23 protein-coding genes and 1 pseudogene are annotated in these 26,526 nt (G+C 74.1%); 14 read left to right on the forward strand and 10 right to left on the reverse strand.

Annotated features, from left to right (window positions below; translation table 11 throughout):
- Nucleotides 1–3 precede the first annotated feature (3 nt).
- Nucleotides 4–852, forward strand: coding sequence for a diaminopimelate epimerase (gene dapF / locus ACN27B_RS17820; protein ID WP_422741039.1), 849 nt, complete (start codon nucleotides 4–6; stop codon nucleotides 850–852).
- Nucleotides 853–1,621: 769 nt separating this feature from the next.
- On the opposite strand, the gene ACN27B_RS17825 is transcribed toward dapF, so the two are convergent.
- The gene (locus ACN27B_RS17825; protein WP_099162008.1) at nucleotides 1,622–3,094 is read right to left on the reverse strand and encodes an NAD-dependent malic enzyme; all 1,473 of its coding nucleotides are present in this window, start codon (nucleotides 3,092–3,094) and stop codon (nucleotides 1,622–1,624) included.
- 172 nt (nucleotides 3,095–3,266) lie between these two features.
- On the opposite strand from ACN27B_RS17825, the gene hflX reads away from it, so the two are divergent.
- Together hflX and ACN27B_RS17835 are read left to right on the forward strand one after the other, a co-directional pair.
- The gene (gene hflX / locus ACN27B_RS17830; protein WP_099162007.1) at nucleotides 3,267–4,760 is read left to right on the forward strand and encodes a GTPase HflX; all 1,494 of its coding nucleotides are present in this window, start codon (nucleotides 3,267–3,269) and stop codon (nucleotides 4,758–4,760) included.
- A 50-nt stretch (nucleotides 4,761–4,810) separates the two neighbouring features.
- Nucleotides 4,811–6,484: a hypothetical protein gene (locus tag ACN27B_RS17835; RefSeq protein ID WP_422741040.1), complete on the forward strand. Its 1,674-nt coding sequence runs from the start codon at nucleotides 4,811–4,813 to the stop codon at nucleotides 6,482–6,484.
- A 61-nt stretch (nucleotides 6,485–6,545) separates the two neighbouring features.
- Here the strand turns inward: ACN27B_RS17835 and lexA are convergent, their stop codons facing one another.
- Nucleotides 6,546–7,328 (reverse strand): transcriptional repressor LexA, encoded by a 783-nt coding sequence (gene lexA, locus ACN27B_RS17840; RefSeq protein ID WP_422741041.1) that lies wholly within the window; start codon nucleotides 7,326–7,328, stop codon nucleotides 6,546–6,548.
- A 488-nt stretch (nucleotides 7,329–7,816) separates the two neighbouring features.
- On the opposite strand from lexA, the gene nrdR reads away from it, so the two are divergent.
- The 3 genes from nrdR to ACN27B_RS17855 all read left to right on the forward strand — a co-directional run bounded on the left by nrdR (nucleotide 7,817) and on the right by ACN27B_RS17855 (nucleotide 12,374).
- Nucleotides 7,817–8,317 carry a transcriptional regulator NrdR gene (nrdR, locus tag ACN27B_RS17845; protein WP_091579656.1) on the forward strand — a complete coding sequence of 167 codons (501 nt, stop codon included), beginning with the start codon at nucleotides 7,817–7,819 and terminating at the stop codon, nucleotides 8,315–8,317.
- Nucleotides 8,318–8,354: 37 nt separating this feature from the next.
- Nucleotides 8,355–11,252, forward strand: a complete 2,898-nt coding sequence (locus ACN27B_RS17850; protein WP_422741042.1) for a vitamin B12-dependent ribonucleotide reductase — start codon at nucleotides 8,355–8,357, stop codon at nucleotides 11,250–11,252.
- Nucleotides 11,253–11,438: 186 nt separating this feature from the next.
- The gene (locus tag ACN27B_RS17855; RefSeq protein WP_422741043.1) at nucleotides 11,439–12,374 is read left to right on the forward strand and encodes a DUF2332 family protein; all 936 of its coding nucleotides are present in this window, start codon (nucleotides 11,439–11,441) and stop codon (nucleotides 12,372–12,374) included.
- A gap of 79 nt (nucleotides 12,375–12,453) precedes the next feature.
- On the opposite strand, the gene ACN27B_RS17860 is transcribed toward ACN27B_RS17855, so the two are convergent.
- The gene (locus ACN27B_RS17860; protein WP_157779106.1) at nucleotides 12,454–12,987 is read right to left on the reverse strand and encodes a hypothetical protein; all 534 of its coding nucleotides are present in this window, start codon (nucleotides 12,985–12,987) and stop codon (nucleotides 12,454–12,456) included.
- Nucleotides 12,988–13,092: 105 nt separating this feature from the next.
- On the opposite strand from ACN27B_RS17860, the gene ACN27B_RS17865 reads away from it, so the two are divergent.
- The 4 genes from ACN27B_RS17865 to ACN27B_RS17880 all read left to right on the forward strand — a co-directional run bounded on the left by ACN27B_RS17865 (nucleotide 13,093) and on the right by ACN27B_RS17880 (nucleotide 15,641).
- Nucleotides 13,093–13,734, forward strand: a complete 642-nt coding sequence (locus ACN27B_RS17865; protein ID WP_099162001.1) for a class I SAM-dependent DNA methyltransferase — start codon at nucleotides 13,093–13,095, stop codon at nucleotides 13,732–13,734.
- Nucleotides 13,731–14,708: an asparaginase gene (locus tag ACN27B_RS17870; RefSeq protein ID WP_422741044.1), complete on the forward strand. Its 978-nt coding sequence runs from the start codon at nucleotides 13,731–13,733 to the stop codon at nucleotides 14,706–14,708. Before ACN27B_RS17865 ends, ACN27B_RS17870 begins: the two co-directional genes overlap by 4 nt.
- A 67-nt stretch (nucleotides 14,709–14,775) precedes the next feature.
- Nucleotides 14,776–15,009: a DUF5522 domain-containing protein gene (locus ACN27B_RS17875; RefSeq protein ID WP_355525445.1), complete on the forward strand. Its 234-nt coding sequence runs from the start codon at nucleotides 14,776–14,778 to the stop codon at nucleotides 15,007–15,009.
- Between the two features lie 86 nt (nucleotides 15,010–15,095).
- Entirely contained in the window at nucleotides 15,096–15,641 is a 546-nt protein-coding gene (locus tag ACN27B_RS17880; RefSeq protein ID WP_396823631.1) for a hypothetical protein, read from the forward strand.
- A gap of 10 nt (nucleotides 15,642–15,651) precedes the next feature.
- On the opposite strand, the gene ACN27B_RS17885 is transcribed toward ACN27B_RS17880, so the two are convergent.
- The gene (locus ACN27B_RS17885) at nucleotides 15,652–16,338 is read right to left on the reverse strand and encodes a metal-dependent transcriptional regulator (protein ID WP_099161997.1); all 687 of its coding nucleotides are present in this window, start codon (nucleotides 16,336–16,338) and stop codon (nucleotides 15,652–15,654) included.
- Nucleotides 16,339–16,436: 98 nt separating this feature from the next.
- Here ACN27B_RS17885 and ACN27B_RS17890 point away from each other — a divergent pair, with 98 nt between their 5' ends.
- Genes ACN27B_RS17890 through ACN27B_RS17900 form a run of 3 tightly spaced genes read left to right on the forward strand, consistent with a single transcriptional unit; the run spans nucleotide 16,437 to nucleotide 21,083 of the window.
- The gene (locus ACN27B_RS17890; RefSeq protein WP_099161996.1) at nucleotides 16,437–17,294 is read left to right on the forward strand and encodes a sulfurtransferase; all 858 of its coding nucleotides are present in this window, start codon (nucleotides 16,437–16,439) and stop codon (nucleotides 17,292–17,294) included.
- A 47-nt stretch (nucleotides 17,295–17,341) separates the two neighbouring features.
- Nucleotides 17,342–18,523: an acetoin utilization protein AcuC gene (locus ACN27B_RS17895; protein ID WP_091583974.1), complete on the forward strand. Its 1,182-nt coding sequence runs from the start codon at nucleotides 17,342–17,344 to the stop codon at nucleotides 18,521–18,523.
- A 4-nt stretch (nucleotides 18,524–18,527) separates the two neighbouring features.
- Nucleotides 18,528–21,083, forward strand: coding sequence for a bifunctional GNAT family N-acetyltransferase/acetate--CoA ligase family protein (locus ACN27B_RS17900; protein WP_099161995.1), 2,556 nt, complete (start codon nucleotides 18,528–18,530; stop codon nucleotides 21,081–21,083).
- A 54-nt stretch (nucleotides 21,084–21,137) separates the two neighbouring features.
- On the opposite strand, the gene ACN27B_RS17905 is transcribed toward ACN27B_RS17900, so the two are convergent.
- The 4 genes and pseudogenes from ACN27B_RS17905 to sigB form a co-directional block, all read right to left on the reverse strand.
- Complete coding sequence (locus tag ACN27B_RS17905) at nucleotides 21,138–21,545, reverse strand: VOC family protein (protein WP_099161994.1); 408 nt, start codon at nucleotides 21,543–21,545, stop codon at nucleotides 21,138–21,140.
- The gene (locus ACN27B_RS17910; protein WP_422741045.1) at nucleotides 21,542–22,042 is read right to left on the reverse strand and encodes an SRPBCC family protein; all 501 of its coding nucleotides are present in this window, start codon (nucleotides 22,040–22,042) and stop codon (nucleotides 21,542–21,544) included. The genes ACN27B_RS17905 and ACN27B_RS17910 overlap by 4 nt, the downstream gene beginning before the upstream one ends.
- Nucleotides 22,039–22,396 (reverse strand): annotated as a pseudogene (locus tag ACN27B_RS17915) (ArsR/SmtB family transcription factor). Before ACN27B_RS17915 ends, ACN27B_RS17910 begins: the two are co-directional and overlap by 4 nt.
- Nucleotides 22,397–22,492: 96 nt before the next feature.
- The gene (gene sigB, locus ACN27B_RS17920; protein WP_422741047.1) at nucleotides 22,493–23,479 is read right to left on the reverse strand and encodes an RNA polymerase sigma factor SigB; all 987 of its coding nucleotides are present in this window, start codon (nucleotides 23,477–23,479) and stop codon (nucleotides 22,493–22,495) included.
- A 220-nt stretch (nucleotides 23,480–23,699) separates the two neighbouring features.
- On the opposite strand from sigB, the gene ACN27B_RS17925 reads away from it, so the two are divergent.
- Nucleotides 23,700–24,488: a sporulation protein gene (locus ACN27B_RS17925; RefSeq protein WP_091583963.1), complete on the forward strand. Its 789-nt coding sequence runs from the start codon at nucleotides 23,700–23,702 to the stop codon at nucleotides 24,486–24,488.
- Nucleotides 24,489–24,492: 4 nt separating this feature from the next.
- On the opposite strand, the gene dtd is transcribed toward ACN27B_RS17925, so the two are convergent.
- Both dtd and ACN27B_RS17935 read right to left on the reverse strand, forming a co-directional pair.
- Nucleotides 24,493–24,915, reverse strand: a complete 423-nt coding sequence (dtd, locus tag ACN27B_RS17930) for a D-aminoacyl-tRNA deacylase (protein WP_091579600.1) — start codon at nucleotides 24,913–24,915, stop codon at nucleotides 24,493–24,495.
- A complete protein-coding gene (locus ACN27B_RS17935) occupies nucleotides 24,915–26,399 on the reverse strand; it encodes a DUF7059 domain-containing protein (protein WP_422741048.1) in 1,485 nt (494 codons plus the stop codon). The genes dtd and ACN27B_RS17935 overlap by 1 nt, the downstream gene beginning before the upstream one ends.
- Nucleotides 26,400–26,526 lie beyond the last annotated feature (127 nt).

Raw genomic sequence — 26,526 nt, forward strand, 5'->3', positions numbered from 1 at the left:
ACCGTGGAGTTCACCAAGGGCCACGGCACCGGCAACGACTTCGTCATCCTGCCCGACCCGGACGGCGCGCTCGACCTGACGCCCGGTCTGGTCGCCGCGCTCTGCGACCGGCGGCTCGGGCTCGGCGGCGACGGCGTGCTGCGCGTGGTTCGCGCGGCCAAGCACCCGGAGGGTGTCGCGCTGGCCGGCGAGGCCGAGTGGTTCATGGACTACTGGAACTCCGACGGCTCGTTCGCCGAGATGTGCGGCAACGGCGCCCGGGTGTTCGTGCGCTATCTGCTGGAGCGTTCGCTTGCCGTCGCCCCGTCGGGCGGGACGCTGCCGATCGCGACCCGCGCCGGTCTGGTGCGGGCCCGGGTCGAGGGCGCCGACGTGGCGGTCGAGATGCGCCGCCCCCGCCTGTACGACACCGCCACCGCCACCCTGGGCGGGTTGACGCTGCCCGGCGCGGCCGTGGACGTCGGCAACCCGCACCTGGTGTGCGCGCTGCCCGCCGCGCTGGACCTGACCGGCCTCGACCTGACCCGCGCGCCCGAGGTCGACGCCGCGGTCTTCCCGTCCGGGGTGAACGTCGAGTTCACCACGCCCGGTGAGCCGGTCGACGGCGCCGACGGGCACGTGCTGATGCGGGTCTACGAGCGGGGTTCGGCCGAGACGCTCTCCTGCGGCACCGGTGCCTGCGCGGTGGCGGCGGTGGCGCTGCGCGACGGCGACCGGGAGACCGGCACGGTGGCGGTGGACGTGCCGGGTGGCCGGCTCACCGTCACGGTCAGCGCCGACTCGTGCTGGCTGGCCGGCCCGGCCGTCCTGGTCGCCACCGGCACGCTGGCCCCCGCAGCCCTGCTTCCCTGAGCTTCGACGCCCCGCTTCCCCGGACGCCCGCCGCCCTGCTTGCCGGCTCGGGGCTTGCCTGGCACGGGGCTTGCCTGACTGAGGGCTCGGCGGGCCCGCGGCTCGCCCGGGCCCGCGGCTCGCCCGGGCCTGCGGCTCGCCCGGGCCTGCGGCTTGCCGGGTCGTGGCGCTCCTGGGCTCACCTTCCGTGCCCCGGGAAGCTGCCACCTTTCCTCCCTGCCCCTCGGCCCGGCACGGCTCGTCCCGGGCGTCGCCGCTTCGGGCGCGGTGGTGACGCCGTGTGACGGCCGGCGGGTGAGGGGATGACTGAGAAGTGATATACCGCCTGGTCATATTTATGACTCAGCGGTATATCGCTCCTCAGTCTTCACCTCTCTCGACCGCGACACGCCGGGTGGCGTGCGCCGGGCGAGGGCGGGTGCGGGCCGACCCGCCGGGCAGGGGCGGGGTGCGGCCGACCCGCCGGGTGGGGTGCGCCGGGCGGGAGCGGGGTGCGGGCCGACCCGCGGGGCAGGGGCGGGGTGCGGCCGACCCGCCGGGTGGGGTGCGCCGGGCGGGAGCGGGGTGCGGGCCGACCCGCGGGGCAGGGGCGGGGTGCGGCCGACCCGCCGGGTGGGGTGCGCCGGGCGGGAGCGGGGTGCGGGCCGACCCGCCGGGCAGGGGCGGGGTGCGGCCGACCCGCCGGGTGGGGTGCGCCGGGCGGGGGTGGGGTGCGGCCGACACGCCGGGGAGGGGCGGAGCGGGTGCGGCGGGGGCGCGGGCGACTCCGTCAGGGGGTGGCGCTGGCGTTGGCGGCGATCTCGGGGAGGTCGGCCGGACCGGGGTCGGCCGCCGGCGGCGGCGTCACGGCCGGGTTCTGCGCGGCGGCGCGTACCGCGGCGGCCACCGCCGGGGCGACCCGCGAGTCGAAGACGCTGGGCACGATCACGGTGGGGTTGATCTTCTCCTCGCCGACCACGTCGGCGATGGCCCGGGCGGCCGCGATCGCCATCTCCTCGGTGAACTCCTCGGCGTGCGCGTCGAGCATGCCGCGGAACACGCCGGGGAAGGCGAGCACGTTGTTGATCTGGTTCGGCTGGTCGGAGCGGCCGGTGGCGACCACGGCGGCGTGCTTGCGCGCCTCCCGCGGGTCGACCTCCGGGTCCGGGTTGGCCAGCGCGAACACGATCGCGTCCTTCGCCATCGCGGCGACGTCGTCGCCGGTGAGCAGGTTCGGTGCGCTCACCCCGATGAAGACGTCCGCGCCGCGCACCGCCCCGGCCAGGTCGCCGGAGTAGTTCTCCTTGTTGGTGTTCTCGGCCAGCCACTGCCAGGCCGGGTTGAGGTCGGGCAGCCCGCGGTGCAGGGCGCCCTGCCGGTCGTACGCGATGATGTCGCCCACGCCCTGGCGCAGCAGCAGCTTCATGATCGCGGTGCCGGCCGCGCCGGCGCCGGAGACCACGACCCGCACGTCCGCGAGCTGCTTGCCCACGACGCGCAGCGCGTTGGTGAGCGCGGCCAGCACGCAGATCGCGGTGCCGTGCTGGTCGTCGTGGAAGACCGGGATGTCCAGGGCCTCGCGCAGCCGGGCCTCGATCTCGAAGCAGCGCGGCGCGGCGATGTCCTCCAGGTTGATCCCGCCGTACGCCGGCGCGATGGCCTTGACGATGGCCACGATCTCGTCGGTGTCCTGGGTGTCCAGCACCACCGGCCAGGCGTCCACCCCGCCGAAGCGCTTGAACAGCGCGGCCTTGCCCTCCATCACCGGCAGCGAGGCGGCCGGGCCGAGGTTGCCCAGGCCGAGCACCGCGGAGCCGTCGCTGACCACGGCGACCGTGTTGCGCTTGATGGTGAGCCGGCGGGCGTCGGCCGGGTTCTCCGCGATCGCCATGCAGACCCGGGCCACCCCCGGGGTATACGCGCGGGACAACTCGTCCCGGGTGCGCAGCGCAACCTTCGGGGTGACCTCGATCTTGCCGCCGAGGTGCAGCAGGAACGTGCGGTCGGAGACCTTGCGCACGTCCACCCCGTCGAGCGCGGTGAGCGCGTCGACGACCTGGTCGGCGTGGCCGGCGTCGGCGGTGTCGCAGGTGAGGTCGACGATCACGTTGGTCGGGTCGGAGTCCACCACGTCCAGCGCGGTGACGATGGCGCCGGCCTCGCCCGCCGCGGTGGTCAGGCGGCCGATGGAGGAGGCGTCGGCGGGCACCGCGATCCGGATGGTGATGGAGAACCCCGCACTCGGCAGTCGGGTGATGGCCACGAGAAAACACTCCTCCGTCGACGCTGAGCGGCTCGACTGGCATTTCTACCCGCCCGGCCAGGTCGGCCGGCATCCGGCCCCGCTACCGGTGGGTAGCGCCACGGGCATAACACGGGTGCGTCCCGCGTTGTCACATGTCAGGATTGCTGTCACGCGCCGAAAATTCTCGGCGATGCACATAACGGACAGGAGACGCAGTTTGCGCGAGCAGCAGGAGACCTTCCATCCCTTCGAGGACGACGCGCTCGACGCCACCACCGGCGAGTACGAGCTGTCGGAGCGGCAGGCGCTGCGGCGGGTCCCCGGCCTCTCCACCGAGCTGACCGACATCACCGAGGTCGAATACCGCCAGCTGCGGCTGGAGCGGGTCGTCCTGGTGGGGGTCTGGACCGAGGGCACCCAGTCCGACGCCGACAACAGCCTCACCGAGCTGGCGGCGCTGGCCGAGACGGCCGGCTCGCAGGTGCTCGAAGGGCTGATCCAGCGCCGCAACCGACCCGACCCGGCGACCTACATCGGCCGGGGAAAGGTCGACGACCTGGGCGCGGTGGTGCTCGCCACCGGCGCCGACACGGTCATCTGCGACGGTGAGCTGTCCCCGTCGCAGCTCCGTAACCTCGAGCAGCGCACCAAGGTCAAGGTGGTCGACCGCACCGCCCTGATCCTCGACATCTTCGCCCAGCACGCCAAGAGCAAGGAGGGCAAGGCGCAGGTCGAGCTGGCCCAGCTCGAATACCTGCTGCCGCGCCTGCGTGGTTGGGGTGAGACGCTCTCCCGGCAGACCGGTGGTAGCGGCCGCGGCGGCGGCGCCGGCGGCGGCGTGGGCCTGCGTGGCCCCGGTGAGACCAAGCTGGAGACCGACCGGCGTCGGATCCGGCACCGCATCGCGCGGCTGCGCCGCGAGATCAAGAGCATGACCACCGTACGCCAGACCAAGCGCGCCCGGCGGTCCCGCAACGCGGTGCCGGCGGTGGCCATCGCCGGCTACACCAACGCCGGCAAGTCCAGCCTGCTCAACCGCCTCACCGGGGCGGGCGTGCTGGTGGAGAACGCGCTGTTCGCCACGCTGGACCCGACCACCCGCCGGGCGACCACCTCCGACGGGCGGCTCTACACGCTCTCCGACACGGTCGGGTTCGTCCGGCACCTGCCGCACCAGATCGTCGAGGCGTTCCGCTCGACGCTGGAGGAGGTCGGCGACGCCGACCTGGTGGTGCACGTGGTCGACGGCACCCACCCGGATCCGGAGGAGCAGGTCCGGGCGGTCCGCGAGGTGCTCGCCGAGGTGGGCGCCGACCGGCTGCCGGAACTGCTGGCGGTCAACAAGACCGACGCCACCGACGAGGAGACGATGCTGCGGCTCAAGCGGCTCTGGCCGGAGGCGGTGTTCGTCTCGGCGCACACCGGGCGCGGGGTCGACGAGCTGCGCGAGGCGATCGAGCGCCGCCTGCCCCGGCCGGCCGTCGAGGTCCGGGCGGTGCTCCCGTACGACCGGGGTGACCTGGTGGCCCGGGTGCACCGGCAGGGTGAGGTGCTGAGCACCGCGCACCTGCCCGAGGGCACCCTGCTGCACGTGCGGGTGGGGCAGGCGCTCGCCGCCGAGCTGGCCCCGTACCGCGCGGGGGACCGGCTCACCAGCGAGGAGCGGGTGGGCGCCGGGCGGTGAGCCGTCCGGCGTCACCCGCCCGAAACCCGGGTCGTGCGACACTGAGCGCCATGCGGCACGTTGTCTCCTCGGTCACGCTCGCGCTCGGCCTGGTCGGCGCGGTCGTGGCGCCGGCCGGGCCGGCCCCGGCGGCCCCCGCCGCGGCCCCGGTGCTGGCCGCGGCTCCCAAGAAGAAGTGCACGGTCACCGACGAGCGTCTACGCGAGCTGTCCGGCCTGGTCGCCACCGCCAACGGCTACGTCGTCGTCAACGACGGCACCGAGGACGACAGTCGCAAGCGGGTCTTCTACCTCGACGCCAAGTGCAAGATCGACAAGGATGCGGTCCGCTACTCCGGTGACGGCCCCTTCGACACCGAGGACCTGGCCCTCGGGCCGGACCGCAAGACGCTCTGGATCGCCGACACCGGCGACAACGTCGAGAAGAAGACCCGGCGGGAGCGCGTCGCGGTCTGGACGATGCCGATCAGCGGCGCCAAGCAGCCGGTGCTGCACCGACTCAGCTACCCGGGCAAGGAGCCGCACGACGCCGAGGCGCTGCTCATCGGCGACGACAACCTGCCGCTGGTGATCACGAAGGAACTCTCCGGCAAGTCGGAGATCTTCACGCCGACGGTGAAACTGAAGGCGGGCCCCGACACCGAACCGATCCCGATGAAGAAGGTCGGCGAGGTCACGCTCCCCCGGACGAACACCGAGAACAAGCTCGGTTCACCGGGGCGGGCGCTGGTCACCGGCGCGGCCCGGTCGCCGGACGGCGCCCGGGTGGTGCTGCGCACGTACGCCGACGCGTTCGAGTTCGACGTGACCGGCGGTGACATCGTCAAGGCGCTCACCTCCGGCAAGCCCCGGGTCACCCCGCTCGCCGACCCGTTCGGCGAGGCCATCTCCTACACCCCCGACGGGAAGTCGTTCGTCACCGTCTCCGACGGCGGGTCGCTGGACCCGTCCGACCCGATCGACATCCTCGGCTACACGCCGGCCACCACCGGCGTCGAGGCGCTGCCCAACGGCGGCAACGTCGAGACCAGGGCGGCCGCCCAGAAGTCCTGGCTCGAAGGGCTCTCGCTCGACGAGATCACGTACCTGATCGCCGCGGTCGGGGTGCTCGGCGCGCTGCTGGTCGGCGCGGGCGTCTTCGGCATCCTGCGGGCCCGGCGCAAGCCGGCGCCCGCCGAGGCGGCCGACGAGCCCGAGCGCAGCGGCGAGTTCCCGGTGAACAACGGCTTCCCGTCCGGCAGCCGGCCCGACGCGCCGCCGCGCGGCGGCGTCTACGGCGGTGGCCAGGGCGGTGGCGTCTACGGTGGCGCCGCGAACGGCGAGCGCCCACCGGCCGGCGGGGTCTACGGCGGTGGCCGGCCCCCGGGCGGCGTCTACGGCGGGCAGCAGGGTGGCCGTCCGCAGGGCGGCGGGGTCTACGGCGGTGGCGGCCGGCCGGCCGGTGGCGCCAACGGGGCCCGGCCCGGCCCCGGCGGTGGCGTCTACGGCGGTGGCGGGCCCGCCGGCCCGGGCCAGGGCGGCGGCCGGGGCGGCTACGGCCCCGGGCCGGACGGCGCGGGGCGCCGCGGGCAGCCGCCGGGCGGTGGGGGTCGGCCGGGTGGCCGGGCCGAGCCGCCGCGTCGTGAGCCGGACCCGCGGGATCCGCGCGGCGGCCGTCGCGACGACCGGGGCGGCCAGTACGGGCCCGTCTCCGGCAGCCGGGACTACCGGGGCGACCGCTACTGAGACGACGGACGTGCGAGGAGGGGGTGACCGGTGACGGTCACCCCCTCCTCTCGTCGGCGCGTCAGATCCGGCGCAGCACCGCGACCACGCGGCCCATGATGGTGGCGTCGTCACCGGGGATCGGGTCGAACGCGGGGTTCTGCGGCATCAGCCAGACGTGCCCGTCCCGTCGCCGGTAGGTCTTCACCGTCGCCTCGCCCTCGAGCATCGCCGCCACGATGTCACCCACCTCGGCGTTGGGCTGCTGCCGGACGACCACCCAGTCGCCGTCGCAGATCGCCGCGTCGAGCATCGAGTCGCCCTTGACCTGGAGCATGAAGACCTCGCCCTCACCGACCAACTCGCGGGGGAGGGGGAAGATGTCCTCCACCGCCTGCTCGGCGAGGATCGGCCCACCGGCGGCGATCCGACCCAGCATCGGCACGTACGCCGGGGCGGGGCGCTGGGCGCGGGCGGCCTCGTCGTCGGCGTCACTCGGCGCGCGGACGTCGACGGCGCGCGGCCGGTTCGGGTCGCGGCGCAGGAAGCCCTTCTTCTCCAGCTCCTTGAGCTGGTAGGCGACGCTGGACGGGGAGACCAGGCCGACCGCTTCGCCGATCTCGCGCACGCTCGGCGGGTAGCCGTGGCGCTCCACCCAGGTGCGGATGAACTCCAGGATCCGGCGCTGCCGGGCGGTCAGGTCGACCGTCGCCGGGTCGGGGAAGCTGCTGACCACCGGCGTGACCGGTCGCACCGCCGGCTGGGCGGCGCGGCTGCGCGCGGCGCGGGGGCGACGGGTCGCCGGCGGCCCCGCCCCGTCGATCGGCTGCGGGTTCTTCTGCCGGCTGGCCCGGTCCTCGGTCACATCCGTCCTCCCTGGTCGGCGCTGGGTGCCTCGTCGGCTCGTGGTGCGTGTGGATCTGACCGTATAGGTGAGATCGGCCATTTTCAAACATCTGTACGACGTGGTGTCGGCGTGTCGCGTCGAAATCCTGGATTTCCGAACGGCTGTTCTGATAAATGGTACGTCGCACTCGAACGAATGTTCTATCCCGGCGGCCCGTGACCGGGGGCGGGCGCCCACCGTTGGGCTCCTCGGCGAGGTCGCGGCGGACGTGATCCTGATGACGCGCCGGACACGCCGGCCAACTTGACCTCGCTAGTGGGACGACATACGGTCAACCCCTAGATGTAGTAGTCACATGGGCGTAAGTTGCCTACAGGTTGGGTTCAACTACCGAACGCACTCCCGCATCGCGCACCCGGCGACGGTCATCGACCGATGGCTCCGCCGTGTCGACGCGTGCCCGAGGGTCGGTGGGTGTGCCCGTGGTCGATGGAGGAGGTCGGGCGATGCGGTGTCCGTACTGCCGGCACGCCGACTCCCGGGTGGTCGACTCGCGGGAGGCCGACGACGGCCAGCTCATCCGGCGGCGGCGGTCCTGCCCGGAGTGCGGCAAGCGGTTCACCACCGTCGAGGAGGCGGTGCTCGCGGTGGTCAAGCGCAGCGGGGTGACCGAGCCGTTCAGCCGCACGAAGATCATCGGCGGGGTGCGCAAGGCGTGCCAGGGCCGGCCGGTCGACGACGACTCGATCGCGCTGCTGGCACAGAAGGTCGAGGAGACCGTCCGCGCCAGGGGGGCCGCCGAGATCCCCAGTCACGACGTGGGCCTGGCCATCCTCGGCCCGTTGCGTGACCTGGACGAGGTGGCCTACCTGCGGTTCGCCAGCGTCTACCGGTCCTTCGACTCGCTCGCCGACTTCGAGCGGGAGATCGAGACGCTGCGGTCCGCCGCGCGCGCCCGGGAGGGCGCCGGTGCCGGAGCGGCCGAGGCCGCCGGCGCGATCAGCTGACATTTTCGAGTTTCTGACAGGTTGTAGACGAGGCGCGGTGGGTGACCGTGCCGACGAGGGGGGCGAGGGCGTGACGACCAGCAAGTCACGGAACAAGGCCGGGGCGGGGCTGAAGATCGAGCGCGTCTGGACGACCGAGGGGGTGCATCCCTACGACGAGGTCGCCTGGGAGCGCCGCGACGTCGTGATGACGAACTGGCGGGACGGCTCGATCAACTTCGAGCAGCGTGGGGTGGAGTTCCCCGAGTCCTGGTCGGTCAACGCGGCCAACATCGTGACCACCAAGTACTTCCGGGGCGCGGTGGGGACCCCGGAGCGCGAGTGGTCGCTGCGGCAGTTGATCGACCGGGTGGTCGACACCTACCGCACCGCCGGTGAGGAGTACGGCTACTTCGCCGGCCCGGCCGACGCCGAGGTGTTCGCGCACGAGCTGACCTGGATGCTGCTGCACCAGGTGTTCAGCTTCAACTCGCCGGTCTGGTTCAACGTCGGCACGCCGTCGCCGCAGCAGGTCAGCGCCTGCTTCATCCTGGCCGTCGACGACTCGATGGACTCCATCCTCGACTGGTACAAGGAGGAGGGGCGGATCTTCCAGGGCGGCTCGGGCGCCGGGGTCAACCTCTCCCGGATCCGGTCGTCGAAGGAGCTGCTCTCCTCCGGTGGCACCGCCTCCGGCCCGGTCAGCTTCATGCGCGGCGCGGACGCCTCCGCCGGCACCATCAAGTCCGGTGGCGCCACACGGCGGGCGGCCAAGATGGTCATCCTCGACGTCGACCACCCGGACATCGAGGAGTTCGTGGCGACCAAGGCGCGCGAGGAGGACAAGATCCGCGCGCTGCGCGACGCCGGGTTCGACATGGACCTGGGCGGCGCGGACATCGTCAGCGTGCAGTACCAGAACGCCAACAACTCGGTCCGCGTCTCCGACGAGTTCATGACCGCGGTGGAGAACGGCGGCGGCTTCGACCTGCGCGGCCGGCTCGACGGGCAGACCATCGAGACGATCGACGCGAAGAAGCTGTTCCACACCATCTCCCAGGCCGCCTGGGAGTGCGCCGACCCGGGCCTGCAGTACGACGACACGATCAACGACTGGCACACCTGCCCGGAGACCGGGCGGATCACCGCGTCGAACCCGTGCTCGGAATACCTGCACCTGGACAACTCCTCGTGCAACCTGGCCTCGCTGAACCTGATGAAGTTCCTCCGCGCCGACGGCGGCTTCGAGGTGGAGAAGTTCGTCAGGTCGGTCGAGTTCGTCATCACCGCGATGGACATCTCGATCTGCTTCGCCGACTTCCCGACCGAGAAGATCGGTGAGACCACCCGCGCCTACCGGCAGCTCGGCATCGGGTACGCCAACCTGGGCGCCCTGCTGATGGCCTCCGGCCTGCCCTACGACTCGGAGCAGGGACGGGAGGTGTCCGCGGCGATCACCTCGCTGATGACCGGCACCGCCTACCGCCGTTCCGCCGAGCTGGCCGGCATCGTCGGCGCGTACGACGGCTACGCCCGCAACGCCGAGCCGCACAAGCGGGTCATGCGCAAGCACGCCGCCGCCAACGACGCGATCAAGCCGACCGGCACCGTGGCCACCGCCCTGCAGCGCGAGGCGACCAAGCAGTGGACGCTGGGCAACAAGCTCGGTGACAAGAACGGTTGGCGCAACTCGCAGGCCAGCGTGCTCGCCCCGACCGGCACCATCGGCCTGATGATGGACTGCGACACCACCGGCGTCGAGCCGGACCTGGCGCTGGTGAAGTTCAAGAAGCTGGTCGGCGGCGGCTCGATGCAGATCGTCAACCAGACCGTCCCGCGCGCCCTGCGCAGCCTCGGCTACCCCGAGGAGCAGGTCGAGGCGATCGTCGAGCACATCGCCGACCACGGGCACGTGGTGGACGCCCCCGGTCTGAAGCCGGAGCACTACCCGGTCTTCGACTGCGCCATGGGCGAGCGCTCGATCGCGCCGATGGGCCACGTGCGGATGATGGCGGCGGTCCAGCCGTTCATCTCCGGCGCCATCTCCAAGACGGTCAACATGCCGGAGCAGGCGACCGTCGAGGACGTCGAGAAGATCTACTTCGAGGGCTGGAAGCTCGGCCTGAAGGCGCTGGCGATCTACCGGGACAACTGCAAGGTGGGCCAGCCGCTGTCGGCCGCCAAGCCGAACAAGGCCACCGCCGAGACGCAGGCCCCGGCCGCCGAGGTCGAGAAGGTCGTGGAGAGGGTCGTCGAGTACCGCCCGGTGCGCAAGCGGCTGCCGAAGAAGCGTCCGTCGCAGACGGTCTCCTTCTCGGTCGGCGGCGCGGAGGGCTACCTCACCGCCTCGTCCTACCCGGACGACGGCCTCGGCGAGGTCTTCCTCAAGATGTCGAAGCAGGGCTCGACCCTGGCCGGTGTGATGGACGCCTTCTCGGTGGCCATCTCCATCGGTCTCCAGTACGGCGTTCCGCTGGAGACGTACGTCAGCAAGTTCACCAACATGCGCTTCGAGCCGGCCGGTATGACCGACGACCCGGACGTGCGGATGGCCGCCTCGGTGATGGACTACATCTTCCGTCGCCTGGCGCTGGACTTCCTGCCGTACGACCGCCGTGCGGAGCTGGGCATCTTCACCGCCAAGGAGCGGGCCGCCCAGCTCCGGGCCGAGGCGGAGGCGGAGGCGAGCGGTGCGGACCTCACCGCGATGGCCGCCTCCGCCCCGGTCGAGGCGCCCGAGCCGAAGACCGGCCCGGTCGCCCAGCCGGCGCAGGAGTTGGCCGACGCCGCGGCCGTCAAGCCCGCCCCGGCCGTGGGTTCCAGCACCGAGCTGCTGGAGGCCGTGATCGGCAAGGCCGCCGACGCGCCGCTCTGCTTCACCTGCGGCACGAAGATGCGGCCGGCCGGTAGCTGCTACGTCTGCGAGGGCTGCGGCTCCACCAGCGGTTGCAGCTGACGTTCCACCGTGGCGCGAGCGCGGCAGGGGTCTCCCTGCCGCGCTCGCGGCGTCTCACGGTCCGTCCCGCGGCTCTTCCGGCCGAGGCGGATGGCGACCCGTGGTAGGGCTTCGGCCCGCGGCCGGAGCGGCAACAGGTGTGGACGGTCACAGACCACGACGCCCGGGAGCTGGGATGCTCACGGAATGACCACGGCCGACATCTATCTGGCATTCGCCGACCGCGAGGCGCGCGGCGTGTCCCCGGCGTACGAACGCCTGTCCCGCGCGGTGGCCCGCGACGCGGAACTGCTCGCCCTGCTCGACACGCTGCCGCCGGCCAAGCGCCAGCCGAACCTGCTGTTCGGCGTGGTGCGGCTGGGCGGCGGGCCGGTGGACGACCCGGCGGCGTTCCGGGCGTACGTGTCGGCGCGCTGGCCGGAGATCGCGGCGCAGATGCGGGGCCGGGCGACGCAGACCAACGAGGCCGGCCGGTGCGCCGCGCTGCTGCCGGTGCTCGCCGCGCTGCCGCAGCCGTTGGCGCTGCTGGAGGTGGGCGCCTCCGCCGGCCTCTGCCTCTACCCCGACCGGTACGCCTACCGCTACGGCGACCGGCTGGTCGGCGACGGCGAGCCGGTGCTCGACTGCGTGCTCACCGGCGTCGCCCCGCCCGCGCGACGACCGGAGGTGGTGTGGCGGGCCGGGCTGGACGTGAACCCGCTCGATGTCACCGACCCGGCGGACCTGGCCTGGCTGGACGCGTTGATCTGGCCGGAGCACCGGCATCGCCGGGAGCGGCTGCGCGCCGCGGCGGCGGTCGCCGGGTCCGACCCGCCGCTGCTGCTCCGGGGCGACCTGGTCGACGACCTGCCGGCGCTGGCGGCGCGCGCCCCGGCGGACGCGACGCTCGTCGTCTTCCACAGCTCGGTGCTCTACCAGGTGCCGCCGGCGCGCCGGTCGGCCTTCACCGCGCTGGTCGGGACGCTGCCCGGGCACTGGGTCGCCAACGAGGACCCGGCCGCGCTGCCGCACGCCACGCTGCCCGAGCCGCCCGCCGGCGGGTTCCACAACGTCCTCGCCCTGGACGGCCGCCCGCTCGCCTGGACCCGCGGCCACGGCCAGGCCGCCACCTGGTTCGCCTGACCCACCACCCCGTCGATCATGAACGTGGCGGCCCGGAAGGATCGGCCGGCCAACTTCATGATCGACGGGGGCGGCGGGGTCAGTCGGGGAGGGACCGGACCGCCTGGTCGAGCACCTCGCGCAGGTCGGCCTCGGCGTCGGGGGGCAGCGTCTGGGGCTGCACCACCTGGTAGGCGACCCGCACCTGGTAGCGGTCGCCGCGCCAGGCCCAGGCGTCGAACCGGGTCTCGCCGCCGTCCCAGGGGCGCACCGCCGCGCACGACCTGTCGCCGGGCCCCGCCGTGGTCTCCTCGGCGGCGATCCGCGCGCACCGGTCCTGCCGCCACGCGTCGTCGTACATGCCCTCGGCGTCGACGGACACGGTGACCACCAGATCACCCCGCATCGAGGTGCCGCTGGTCAGGTCGACCGCGCACTCCCGGGAGCCGCTGCGGTCGCCGAGGTTCGCCGAGGCGCTGGGCCGGGCGCCGGGCGCGAGCCGGCCCAGCAGGTCGGCGGGGAGCAGCGCGCACGGATCGCGGAGCTGGTCCGGCAGGGCGGTCTCGTCGGCGGAACAGCCGCTCGTGGCCATCACGAGCGCACCGGCGCACAGGATCATCGCGGTCGGTCTCACCTTGGGTCCTCTCTGGACGGTCGCGGGAGACCGTAGCAACGACGGTCAATATCAACTCCGGGTGGTCGGGGGCCTACCGAAACGCGGGAACTAGGGTGGGCGGTCGTGACCGAACCGCACTGGCTGACCGAGACCCGGGCCGCCTACGACACCGTCGCCGAGGACTACGCGCGGCTGCTGCCCGACGTGGTCGAGCCGCCGCTGGACCGGGCCGTGCTGGCCGCGTTCGCCGAGACGGTCGGGCCGGACCGGCCGGTGCTGGAGGTCGGCTGCGGCACCGGCCGGGTCACCGCCCACCTGCGTCGCCTCGGGCTCGACGTGACCGGCGTCGACCTGTCGCCCGGCATGGTGGCGGTGGCCCGCCGGGCGTACCCGGAGCTGCGCTTCGCGGTCGGCTCGATGACCGAACCGATCGCCGCGGACGGGTCGCTGGCCGGGCTGGTCGCCTGGTACTCGGTGATCCACCTGCCGCCGGAGCTGCTGCCCGAGGTGTTCGCCGGCTTCCACCGGGCGCTCGCCCCCGGCGGGCACCTGCTGCTCGCCGTCAAGGCCGGCGACCGGCTCGACCGGCGGGAGCGGGCGTACGGCCACCGGGTCACCTACGACGTGCACTGGCTGCCGCCGCAGCGGTTGTCCGCGCAGCTCACCGCCGCCGGGTTCGCTGTCACGGCCACGATCCTGCGTGAGCCGGTCGACGGCGAGCGGCAGCCCCAGGCGTTCCTGCTCGCGCGGCGGGGCGTCCGGTGACCGTCGCGCTGTTCACCCTCGGCGGGACCATCGCGATGGCCGGCGCCGGCGCCGGGGGAGTGGTCGCCCGGCTCACCGGCGCCGACCTCACCGCCGCCGTACCCGGGCTCGCCGACATCCCGCTCGACGTGCGCGACGTCGAGGCGGTGCCCAGCGCCGCGCTCGCGTACCGGCAGATCCTCGACCTGGTGGACGCGGCGGCCGGGGCGGTCGCCGGCGGGGCGACCGGCGTGGTGGTCACCCAGGGCACCGACACGCTGGAGGAGACCGCGTGGCTGGCCGACCTGGTCTGGCCGCACGCCGCGCCGCTGGTGTTCACCGGCGCCATGCGCAACCCCACGCTGGCCGGCCCGGACGGGCCGGCGAACCTGCTCGCGGCCGTGCGGGTCGCGGCCGCGCCGGCCGCGCGGGACCTCGGCGTCCTGGTCGCGTTCGCCGACGAGGTCCACGCCGCGCGGTTCGTCCGCAAGACCCACAGCACGAGTACGGGCACCTTCGTCTCGCCCAACGCCGGGCCGCTCGGGCACGTGGTCGAGGGGCGGGTACGGGTGCTGACCCGGCCGCCCCGCCACGCGCCCCTGCCCGCGGTGGACCGCGGGCGGCTGGCCGCCACCCGGGTCGCGCTGCACACCCTGACGCTCGACGACGACGTGGCGGTGCTCGACGCCGTGGCCGCCGGCCGGGACGGGCTGGTGGTGGCCGGCTTCGGGGTGGGACACGTGCCGCCGGCGTTCGCCCCGACGCTGGGCGCGCTGGCCGGGCGGATGCCGGTGGTGCTGACCTCGCGCACCGGCGCCGGGTCGGTGCTGCGGGACACCTACGGCGCGGTCGGCTCGGAACGGGACCTGCGGCGGCGCGGGCTGGTCGACGGCGGGCTGCTCGACCCGTACAAGGCGAAGGTGCTGCTGCGGCTGCTGCTCGCCACCGACGCCGACCTTGCGTCGATCACGGAGGCGTTCGCGCGCCACGGGTGAGCGTGTTAAAAGGGGACCCCGCCTATGCGCGAGACGTTAAGAAGGGGCCCTTCCTTACACTCCAGCGGTGAGTGACGAGCTGGCGGACCGCCCGCTGACCGAGCCGCACCCGTCGCGCCTGTCGCCGACGCACCCCGGCCGGAAGCGGATCCTGGCCGCGCACGCCGCCGCGCTGGCCGCCGGGGAGGCCGGCTACCTGGACCCGGAGACCGGGCTGTTCGTGCTCAGCGCCGGCTTCCTGGCCCGGCGCGGCACGTGCTGCGGGCGAGGGTGCCGGCACTGTCCGTACGTGGCCGATTAGGGGGCTTCCGTCCCCGCCGGGCGGCCCGTACGGTGTCCGACGGAACTCCGGCGGGTCCGACCCGCCGCCGACCGCGGAGGTCTCCCGTGCGCGCCCGTACCTGGCTGGCCGCCTCGGCCGTCCTGCTCGCCACCGGCTGCGCCGACGAGGCCCCGGAGGTCGCCGTGCCGGCGGACCGGCCCCCGGTGGAGGTCGCCGCGGCGTCCTCCGGCGGGGCGTGCCGGCTGCTCGACTTCGCGGTGATCGCCGAGCACACCGGCGCCACCTTCGACGTGGCCGCCGCCACCGAGCGGGGGGACACCCACACCTGCGTGCTCCGCGCCCAGGCGGCCGTGCTGCCGGAACTGACGCTCTCGGTGACCGACACGTCGATCGACACGTCGACGTTCACGCTGGACGTGCAGCCGCGCGGGGCGGCCAAGGTCACCAAGCTCGGGAAGATCGCCTACCGGCGGACGCTGCCGAAGAGCACGAAGGCCGGACCGGTCGCCGAGGTGGGCTGGCTGGCCGACGAGGGCCGGCTGGCCAGCCTGCGCTGGGCGACGCCGAAGGGCACCGCCACGGCCGAGGTCGAGAAGACCACCGGCAAGCTGGTCGCGCTGGCGAAGGTCCTGGACACCCGGAAGCTCTGAGCGCCGGGCGTCAGCGGGCCGCCACGAACACCCGGGAGGCCACCTCGCGGGGCAGCCGCACCCGGTCGCCGGAACGGTCGATGGAGACGCCGTCGCGTTCCTGCGCCACCGTCACGGTCGCGCCCGGGTCGACCCCCGCGGCGTGCAGTTGCCGCAGCACGTCGGCGTCGGTCTGCACGCTCTCGCAGATCCGCCGCACCACGACCGGGCCGGACAGGCCCGGGAACGCCAGGTTGCGCTCGCCCTCGACCGTCTCGACCGCCGGCTGGCCCGGATCGCCCAGCTCCTCCAGGCCCGGGATCGGGTTGCCGTAGGGCGAGCGGGTCGGCCGGTTCAGCAGGTCGTAGACCCGCTTCTCCACCGCGTCGCTCATCACGTGCTCCCACCGGCAGGCCTCCTCGTGGGCCTCCTCGTAGGGCATCCCGATCACGTTGACCAGCAGCAGCTCGGCCAGCCGGTGCTTGCGCATCACGGACACGGCGGTGTTGCGGCCCAGCGGGGTGAGGGCCAGGTGCCGGTCGCCCTCGACGGTGAGCAGACCGTCGCGCTCCATCCGGGCGACGGTCTGGCTGACGGTCGGGCCGCTCTGCTTCAACCGCTCGGCGATGCGGGCACGCAGCGGCGGCACACCCTCCTCCTCCAGCTCGAGGATGGTGCGCAGGTACATCTCGGTCGTGTCAACCAGGTCGTGCTTCACGTCAGCGGCCTCCCGGCGTCCGATGCTACCCGTAACCACCGACCGTCGACCGCAGGCGAACCCGGAGGTCGCGGCCCGGATGGTGTTGACTGGACCGCATGTCCGGAACCGCAGAGTTGTTGGTCGAGCCGGACCGGCTCGCCGCCGAGCTCGACCGCGCCGACCCGCCCACCGTGCTCGACGTCCGCTGGCGGCTGGCCGGCCCGCCCGGCCGCGACGACTACGCCCTCGGCCACCTCCCCGGCGCCGTCTTCGTCGACCTGGACACCGAGCTGTGCGGCCGGCCCGGCGCCGCGGGCCGGCACCCGCTGCCCGACCCGGCCGCGTTGCAGGCGGCGCTGCGGGCCGCCGGCGTCCGCGCCGGTCACCCCGTGGTGGTGTACGACGGCGGCGACGGGATGTCCGCCGCGCGGGCCTGGTGGACGCTGCGCTGGGCGGGTCACCGGGAGGTGCGGGTGCTGCACGGCGGCTGGCCGGCCTGGACCGCCGCCGGCCTGCCGGTGGACACCGGGACGCCGGAGCCGACGCCCGGCGACGTGACGGTCGCCCCGGGCGGGCTGCCGGTGCTCGACGCCGCGGGGGCCGCCCGGCTCGCCGCCGCCGACTCCGGCGTGCTGCTCGACGTGCGGGCCGCGCCGCGTCACCTCGGCGAGCACGAGCCGGTCGACCCGGTCGCCGGGCACGTGCCCGGCGCGGTCAACCTGCCCGCCCCCGAGTACGTCACGCAGGGCAGGTTCCCCGCCGCCGAGGCGTTGCGCGAGCGCTTCGCCGCCGCCGGGGTCGGCGCGGACGCGCCGGTCGGGGCGTACTGCGGCTCGGGGGTGACCGCCGCGCAGGCGGTGCTGGCGCTGCACCTGGCCGGTCGTCCGGACGCCGCCCTCTACGTCGGCTCGTGGAGCGAGTGGGTGGCCGACCCGGACCGTCCGGTGGCGACCGGCGGCACGTCCGGTCGGTGAACGGGCGGCTGGTGGGCGCGCCCGGGCCCGCGTGCGACGATGGCCGCATGGCCGACGACACGGTGGTGGTGTGGGACGAGGCCCTCCTCGCCTACGACATGGGCGACCATCCGCTCGACCCGGTCCGGGTCGAGCTGACCATGGCGCTCGCCCGGGAGCTGGGCGTGCTGGACCGGCCCGGGGTGCGGCTGGTCAAGCCCGAGCCGGCCGACGACGCGCTGCTGACCCGGGTGCACGAGCCGGCCTATCTGGACGCGGTCCGCGCCGCGCCGCGCGACCCGCTCTTCGCCGGCTTCGGCCTGGGCACCTCGGACAATCCGGTCTTCGACGGGATGCACGAGTCGAGTGCGCTGATCGCGGGCGCGACCGTGGCCGCGGCCGAGGCGGTGTGGCGTGGCGACGCCCGGCGCGCGGTCAACGTGGCCGGTGGTCTGCACCACGCCATGCCGGCCCGGGCGGCCGGGTTCTGCGTCTACAACGACCCGGCGGTGGCCATCGCCCGTCTGCTCGACCTCGGCGCGGAGCGGATCGCGTACGTGGACGTGGACGTGCACCACGGCGACGGGGTGCAGGAGATCTTCTACCACGACCCGCGGGTGCTCACGGTCAGCCTGCACGAGACGCCGCTGGCGTTGTTCCCCGGCACCGGGTTCCCGGACGAGACCGGCGGGCCGGGCGCGGAGGGCACCGCGGTCAACGTGCCGCTGCCGCCCGGGGTCGGTGACGCCGGCTGGCAGCGGGCGTTCCACGCGGTGGTGCCGTCGGTGCTGCGGGCGTACCGGCCCCAGCTGCTGGTCACCCAGTGCGGCGCGGACGGGCACCGCAGCGATCCGCTGGCCGACCTGCACCTGTCCGTGGACGGGCAGCGGGCCACCTACCGGGCGTTGCGGGCGCTCGCCGACGAGCTGTGCGACGGCCGCTGGGTGGCCACCGGCGGCGGCGGGTACGCGCTGGTCGAGGTGGTGCCCCGGGCCTGGACGCACCTGCTCGCGATCGCCACCGGCGAGCCGATCGACCCGGCCACGCTCACCCCGCCCGGCTGGCGGGAGCTGGCCGCGCGCCGGCGGCCCGGGCACGACGTCCCGCTGCGGATGACCGACGACGTGGATCCGGACTATCAGCCGTGGCAGCCGAGCGGCGAGCCGAACGCGGTGGACCGGGCGGTCGCGGCCACCCGCAAGGCGGTCTTCCCGCTGCTCGGGCTCGATCCGCACGACCCGCGCGACTGATCCGGTGACCACCGTCGAGCAACCGGTGGACGTGCTGCTCAGTGACGGCACGACCGTCCAGCTGCGACAGATCCGCCCGGACGACGCGCCGGAGATCGTGGCGATGCACGCGCGCTTCTCCGAACGCACCCGCTACCTGCGCTACTTCTCGCCGTACCCGCGCATCCCGGAGCGGGACCTGAAGCGCTTCGTCACCGTCGACCACCGCGACCGGGAGGCGTTCGTGGTGCTGGCCGGCGAGCGGATCGTCGCGGTCGGCCGGTACGAGCGGCTCGGTCCCGCCTCGCCCGAGGCCGAGGTGGCGTTCGTGGTGGAGGACGCCTACCAGGGGCGGGGCATCGGCTCGGTGCTGTTGGAGCACCTGGCCGACGCGGCCGGTCGGCACGGCATCGTGCACTTCGTCGCCGAGGTGCTCCCGGCCAACGGGACCATGCTGCGGGTCTTCGCCGACTTCGGCTACCAGGTGCAGCGCCAGTACGCCGACGGCGTGGTGCACCTGACCTTCCCGATCGCGGCGACCGAGGCGACGCTCGCGGTGCAGCGTGGCCGGGAGCACCGCACCGAGGCGCGTTCGATCGCCCGGTTGCTCGCCCCGCGCGGCATCGCGGTCTACGGCGCCAGCGCCACCGGCCAGGGTGTCGGCGCGGCGCTGCTCGGTCATCTGCGCGACGGCGGGTTCGCCGGCGCGATCGTGCCGGTGCACCCGAGCGCGGCGACGGTGGCCGGGTTGCCCGCGTACCCGTCGGCGGCCGACGCCGGCCTGGACGTCGACCTGGCCGTGGTGGCGGTCGCGCCGGAGGCGGTGACGGAGGTGGTCCAGGACGCGGCCCGGGCGGGCGCGCACGGGCTGGTGGTGGTCTCGGCCGGGTTCGCCGAGTCCGGTCCGGCCGGGGCGGCGGCGCAGCGGGCCCTGGTCCGTGCCGCGCACCTGGCCGGCATGCGGGTGGTCGGCCCGAACTGCCTCGGCGTCGCCAACACCGACCCGGCGGTACGCCTCAACGCCACGCTCGCCCCGGTGCTGCCGGCGCCCGGGCGGGTGGGCGTGTTCAGCCAGTCCGGCGCGTTCGGGGTGGCGTTGCTGGCCGAGGCGTCGCGGCGCGGGCTGGGGCTGTCCAGTTTCGTGTCGGCCGGCAACCGGGCCGACGTCTCCGGCAACGACCTGTTGCAGTACTGGCAGGACGATCCGGCCACCGACGTCATCACGCTCTACCTGGAGACGTTCGGCAACCCGCGCAAGTTCGCCCGGTTGGCCCGGCGCATCGGCCGGAGCAAGCCGGTGGTGGCGCTGGCGTCCCTGGCCCGGCCGCCGGGGGTGGGCGAGGCGCCCGCGCTGGACACCGCCGCGGTCAGCGCGCTGTTCGCCCAGTCCGGCGTGATCCGGGTGGACACCGTCGCCGAGCTGCTCGACGTGGGTGTGCTCCTGGCCCACCAGCCGCTGCCGGCCGGTCGGCGGGTGGCCGTGGTGGGTAACTCCTCGGCGCTGACCGGGCTGGCGGCGACCGCGTGCGCCGCGCAGGGGCTGGTGGTGGCGGACGGGTACCCGCAGGACGTCGGGCCGACCGGCGGCGCCGCCGCGTACGCCGCCGCGCTCGCCGCCGCCGTGGCCGACGAGCGGGTGGACGCCGTGGTGGCGGTCTTCGCCCCGCCGCTGCCCGGTCAGCTCACCGATCCGGAGGCCGACTTCGCCGCGGCGCTGCCCGACGCGCGGGCCACCGGCAAGCCGGTGGTGGCGACGTTCCTGGCCGGGCGGGTACCGGCCGGGGTGCCGGCGTATCCGAGCGTGGAGGAGGCGGTGCGGGCGTTGGCCCGCGTCACCACGTACGCGGACTGGCTGCGCCGGCCGCCCGGCGTGCTGCCCGAGCTGCCCCGGGTCGACCGGGTGGCGGGGCAGGCCGCGATGCGGCCCGACGGGGCGGATCCGGCGGCGCTGCTGGGTGCGTACGGGATCGACGTGGTGCGGTCCGTGCCGGCCGGTTCGGCCGACGAGGTGGTGGCGGCGGGGGAGCGGCTCGGCTGGCCGGTGGCGTTGAAGGCGGCCGCGCCGGGGCTGCGGCACCGGCTCGACCTGGGCGCGGTCCGGCTCGACCTGGCCGACGCCGGCGCGCTGCGCCGCGCGTACGCCGAGATGGCCCCGGTGTTCGGCCCGGAGGTGCTGGTGCAGCCGATGGTCGCGCCGGGGGTGGCGTGCGTGGTGGAGCTGGTGGAGGATCCGGCGTTCGGGCCGGTGGTCGGGTTCGGCCTGGGTGGCGTGGCGACCGAGCTGCTCGGCGACCGGGCCTGGCGGGCGGTGCCGTTGACCGACCGGGACGCCGCCGAGCTGGTCGACGAGCCGCGGGCCGCGCCGCTGCTGCGGGGGCACCGGGGTGCCGCGCCGGTGGACCGGGCGGCCCTGGTGGACCTGCTGCTGCGGGTGGGCCGGCTCGCGGACGAGCAGCCCCGGGTGCGGTCGCTCACGCTCAACCCGGTGCTGGCCCGCCCGGACGGCATCTCGGTGCTGCACGCCACGGTGCGCACCGGCGCCGAGGCGGCGCGCCCCGACACCGGCCCGCGCCGGTTGTAAGGAAGGGCCCCTTCTTAACGCCTCCGGTAGAGGAAGGGCCCCTTCTTAACACCGTCAGGCGCGCGAGGAGATCTGCTGCACCGACCACTCGTTGCCGTCGGGGTCGCGGAAGAAGACGAAGCCGACGTTGTCCAGCGGGTGCGGCACCGGTCGGGGGTTCCGGCCGACGACCTGGATGTCGCCGACCTCCACACCCCGCTCGACCAGCTCCGCCCGGGCCTTCTCCAGGTCGGACACGACCAGTTGCAGCCCCTTGAGCGAGCCGGGCGGCATCTCCGGCACGACGCCATGGCCGAGGACGATCGAGCATCCGGAGCCCGGGGGCGTGAGTTGCACGATGCGTCCCACCCCGCCCAGGTCGGTGTCGTGGTCGACGGCGAAGCCGACCCGCTCGGCGTAGAACTCCTTGGCCCGGTCGATGTCGGAGACCGGCACGATGACCACTTCCAGGGTCCAGTTCACGGGGTCACTCCCTCTGTCGTCGGGTGCAGCAGGTCCGTGAGCCGGTCGAACGCCTCGGCCAGGCCACGGGTCATGGGATAGCGCAGCACGGTGTCGCGGCCCCGCCGGGTGGCGAACCGCAGGGTGGTGACGACCGTGGTCCGGCCCGCCGACTCGGTGAAGTCGTGGCGGACCAGCGTCTCGCCCGGGTAGGACTGGTCGTCGAAGAGTTCGGTGCACACCAGCCGGGCCGGCGGGTCGATCTCCCGGTAGGTGCCGCCCTGACCCATCAGCGTGCCGTCGGGCCCTCGGGAGACGAAGCGCCAGCGCCCGCCCACCCGCAGGTCCACCTCGCACTCGATCAGGTGCCAGCCCCGCGCGCCCCACCAGCGGACCAGCAGGTCGGGGCGGGTGAAGGCGGCGAACACCAGGTGTCGGGGGGCGGCGAAGTCGCGACTCAGCCGGATCTCCCGGTCACCGTGGAGGGTCACGGTCAGGTCCGGCGGAGCGGCGCTCACCGCTGGTCCCCGGCGGTCAGTTCGGCGAGCACCTCGTCGAGGCGCGCGTAGCTCTCGGCCCAGTAGTCCCGGTAGTCGGCCAGCCACGCGACGGCCGCCCGCAGCGGCCGCGCGTCCAGCCGGCAGGGGCGTCGCTGGGCGTCGCGGCCCCGGGTGACCAGGCCGGCGCGTTCGAGCACCCGGAGGTGCTTGGAGACGGCCGGTTGGCTCATCGCGAACGGCGCGGCCAGCTCGGTGACGGTCGCCTCGCCGGCGGCCAGCCGGGTGAGGATGGCCCGCCGGGTGGGGTCGGCCAGTGCGGCGAAGGTCGCGTCGAGCAGGTCGGCGGTCACGTTCATAACCTCCTGGTTTGATAACCAGTTGGTTTTATCCGCTGCGGGCGGCCGCGTCAAGCACCGGACACGCGACAGGCCCCGGCGAACCGCCGGGGCCTGTCGGTGGGGCGTCGGGTCAGCAGGCGTACGCCTCCAGCCGGTTCGCCCGCTCCGGGTCACGCAGCTTGAGCAGCGTCACCTTCTCGATCTGCCGGATCCGCTCCCGGGACAGCCCGAACTCGCGGCCCACCTCGTCCAGCGTGCGCTGGCGGCCGTCGTCCAGGCCGAAGCGCAGTCGGATCACCGCCTGCTCCCGCTGGGACAGCGTGGCCAGCACGATCCGCACCTCGTTGCGCAGCTCGCCGTTGGTGGCGGCGTCGCCCGGCTCCGCGCGCGGGTCCACCGCGGCGACGAAGTCGCCGAGGGCGCTCTCCCCGTCCTCGCCGACCGCCTGGTCCAGGCTCACCGGCTCCCGGTCGTAGGAGATCAGCTCGATCACCTGGAACTCGGGGATCTCCAGCGCGGTGGCCACCTCGGCCACGGTGGGCTCGCGACCCAGCGCCACGGACAGCTCGCGGCGCACCCGGACCATCCGGTTGACCTGCTCGACCATGTGCACCGGGATGCGGATGGTGCGGGCCTGGTCGGCCATGGCGCGGGTGATGGCCTGGCGGATCCACCAGGTGGCGTACGTGGAGAACTTGTAGCCCTTGGTGTAGTCGAACTTCTCGACGGCGCGGATGAGGCCGAGGTTGCCCTCCTGGATCAGGTCGAGGAAGGCCATGCCGCGTCCGGTGTAGCGCTTGGCGATGCTCACCACCAGCCGCAGGTTCGCCTCCAGCAGGTGGTCCTTGGCGGCGTGCCCCTCGGCGGCGACCAGCGCCAGGTCCGCGCGCAGCTCGGCGGAGACCGGCGTGCAGGTGGCCAGCTTCTCCTCGGCGAAGAGCCCGGCCTCGATCCGCTTGCTCAGCTCCACCTCCTGCGCCGCGGTGAGCAGCTTGGTGCGGCCGATCCCGTTCAGGTACGCCCGGACCAGGTCGGTGGAGACGCCGCGCTCGTCGGTGGCGTCCAGGTCGGTGAGGGTGACGTCCATGTCCTGGTGCTCGATCATTCGCTGGGTCATCTCTGTTCTCCCCGTGTCCTACGTGCCGTACCGGTCCCCGTGCCGCCGGCGCGGTGGGCCGGTGACAACAAGCTTGGCGGTCGGGGCGTGAGACGGGAGTGAGGCGATCGGGGACCCGACACGAATCCGGGCGGAAGTCCGGCTGTCGCTTGCCCGACCCGGATACCGTGCCAGCGTCCGGCCGGTGGGGCCGGGAACGAACCGGCGATCGGAGAACGTGGTGGTCTTCAAGCGGCTCATGCAGGCGATGGGTGTGGGCGGTCCGTCGGTGGAGACGGTGCTGGCCAACCCGAACTGCCGCCCGGGCGGTCAGCTGGAGGGCCGCGTCCACGTGGTCGGCGGCGACCACCCGGTGGATGTGAGCTGGGTCGCGCTCGGCCTGGTGACCCGGGTCGAGGTGGAGAGCGGCGACTCGGAGTACGACACGACCCAGGAGTTCGGCCGGGCCCAGGTGACCGGCCCGTTCCGACTGGACCCGGGGCAGCGCTACGACGTGCCGTTCCGTTTCCAGGTGCCCTGGGAGACCCCGCTCACCGACCTCTACGGCCAGCACCTGCACGGGATGACGATGGGCCTGCGGACCGAGCTGGAGGTGGCCCGGGCGGTGGACAAGGGCGACCTGGACGCGGTCGCGGTGCACCCGCTGCCCGCCCAGGAGCGCCTGCTGGAGGCGTTGCTGCGGCTGGGCTTCCGGTTCGCCCGCGCCGACGTCGAGCGCGGCCACATCTACGGCGTACGCCAGCAGCTGCCGTTCTACCAGGAGATCGAGTTCTACCCGGCGCCCCAGTACGCCGGCGCGATGAACCAGCTGGAGGTCACCTTCGTCACCGACCCGCAGCAGGTGCAGGTGGTGCTGGAGATGGACAAGCGGGGCGGCCTGTTCACCGAGGGGCGGGACGCGTTCGGCCGGTTCACCGTGGACCACGCCACCGCGGATCGCACCGACTGGGCCGCCCAGCTCGACGGCTGGCTGCGCCAGTCGCTGTCCCGCCGGGGTCTGTTCTTCTAGGCCGTCAGAGGTCCAGCAGGAGGGTGCGGGGACCGACGTTGACGCTCTCCACCAGCATGTGGGTGCGGAAGCGGCCGGTCTCCACCTTCGCGCCCCGGGCGCGTAGCTCCTCGACGACGGTGTCCACCAGGGGTTCGGCCACCTCGGCCGGGGCGGCGGCGGTCCAGCTCGGCCGCCGCCCCTTGCGGGCGTCGCCGTAGAGCGTGAACTGACTGACCACGAGCAGCGGCGCGCCGGTGTCGGCGGCGCTGCGGTCGTCGTCGAGGATGCGCAGCTCGTGCAGCTTGCGGGCCATGGTGGCGGCGACCTGTGGGGTGTCGGTGTGGGTGACGCCGAGCAGCACCAGCAGCCCGTCGGCGATCTCGCCGACCACCGCGCCGTCGACGGTGACCGACGCCCGGCCGACGGTCTGCACCAGCGCCCGCATCAGTCGGTCACCGGTTCGACGAGGCCACGCTCGACCAGGTGCGCCACGATCGGTCCGGCCGCCTCGGCCAGCTCGTCCGGGGCCACGTCGTGCGCGGCGGCGAGCAGGGCGAGCTGGTCGCGCAGCGGCAGCCGGCCGTCCGCGCCGCCGACCAGGGCGAGCACCAGCGGGTCGATCTCCTCCGACCAGCGCAGGCCGCGCGGCATGGCCAGGACCTGCCGGTCCACCGCCCAGCCGTCGTCGCCCATGGTGGCCTCCTGGCGCAGCTGGAGCCCGTCGGCGGCCCGGTAGCGGGCGGCGAGCAGGCCGTCGACGTCCCGGGCGCGCAGCCAGTCCTGCCGGTCGAACCACTCGCCGATCCGGTCGCCGAGCGGCGGTTCGACCCGCTGGCGCAGGTCCTCGACCCGGACGATCGGCTGGTCGTGCCCGGCCCGGCGCAGCGAGACGATGCCGAACCCGATCGCCTCGACCTTGTGCGCGTCGAACCAGTCCAGCCAGGCCTCCATCCGCGCCGGGTCGGCGCGCTCGCCGACGTCGGTCAGCCAGAGGTTCACGTACGCCATCGGGTCGGCCACCTCGCGCTGGATCACCCAGGCGTCCAGGCCGGTGCCGGCGAACCACCCGGTGACCCGCTCGGCCCAGTCCTCCCCGGTGACGTGCACCCAGTTCGCCAGGTACTGCATGGTGCCGCCCTCGGTGAGCAGGTGCGGCGCGGCGGCGGCCAGCTCGGCGCCGATCGCGTCGCCGACCCGACCGGAGTCGCGGTAGACGTGCGTGGTGGTGCCGGGGCCGACCACGAACGGCGGGTTGCTGACCACCAGGTCGAAGCGGCGTCCGGCCACCGGGGAGACCATGTCCCCGCGCAGCAGCTCCCAGTCCTGTCCGTTGAGCGCGGCGGTGGTGGCGGCGAAGCGCATCGCCCGCTCGGAGACGTCGGTGGCGGTGACGTGGCGGGCGTGGCTGCCCAGGTGCAGCGCCTGCACGCCGGAGCCGGTGCCGAGGTCGAGCGCGGTGTCGACCGTGCGGCGCACGGCGGCGCCGATCAGCGTCTGGGTGGCGCCGCCGACGCCCAGCACGTGCTCGGCGTGCAGCGGCCGGCCCGGCCGGGCGCTGGCCGGCACGTCGGCGAGCACCCACCAGTCGTCGCCGTACGGCTCCAGGTCGACGCCGGCGCGCAGCCCGTCGCCGTGGCGCTCGACGATGCCCCCGGCCAGCGCCTCGTCCACGGTCAGCGGGGCGAGCGCCTCGGCCACGACCGGCTCGGGCTCGGTCTGGTCGCAGATGAAGACCCGGATCAGCGTGGCCAGCCGGTCGCGGTCCTCGGTGGCGCGCAGCGCGGCCCGGTGGTCGTTGCGGGCCACGCCGCCGGTGGCCTGCGGGCCGAGCCGGTCGGCGATGCCGTTCGCGGTGAAGCGGGCCAGCGTCAGCGCGGTGCGCAGCGCGTCCACCCCGGCGGGGGAGAGCAGCATGTCGTCACGGTTCACACCGGTCATCCTGCCTCGCCCGACGGCCGGCGTGGCGCGCACCCGCCGGAACCGGCCCGCAGACCGTATCAATCGGCAACTATCTCTTTCATGGACATCGATGCATGGCTAGCATTCCCTCCAACAT

Origin of the sequence: Micromonospora sp. WMMD754, from assembly GCF_049315235.1 — a bacterium.
Classification (GTDB): Bacteria; Actinomycetota; Actinomycetes; order Mycobacteriales; family Micromonosporaceae; genus Micromonospora; species Micromonospora sediminicola.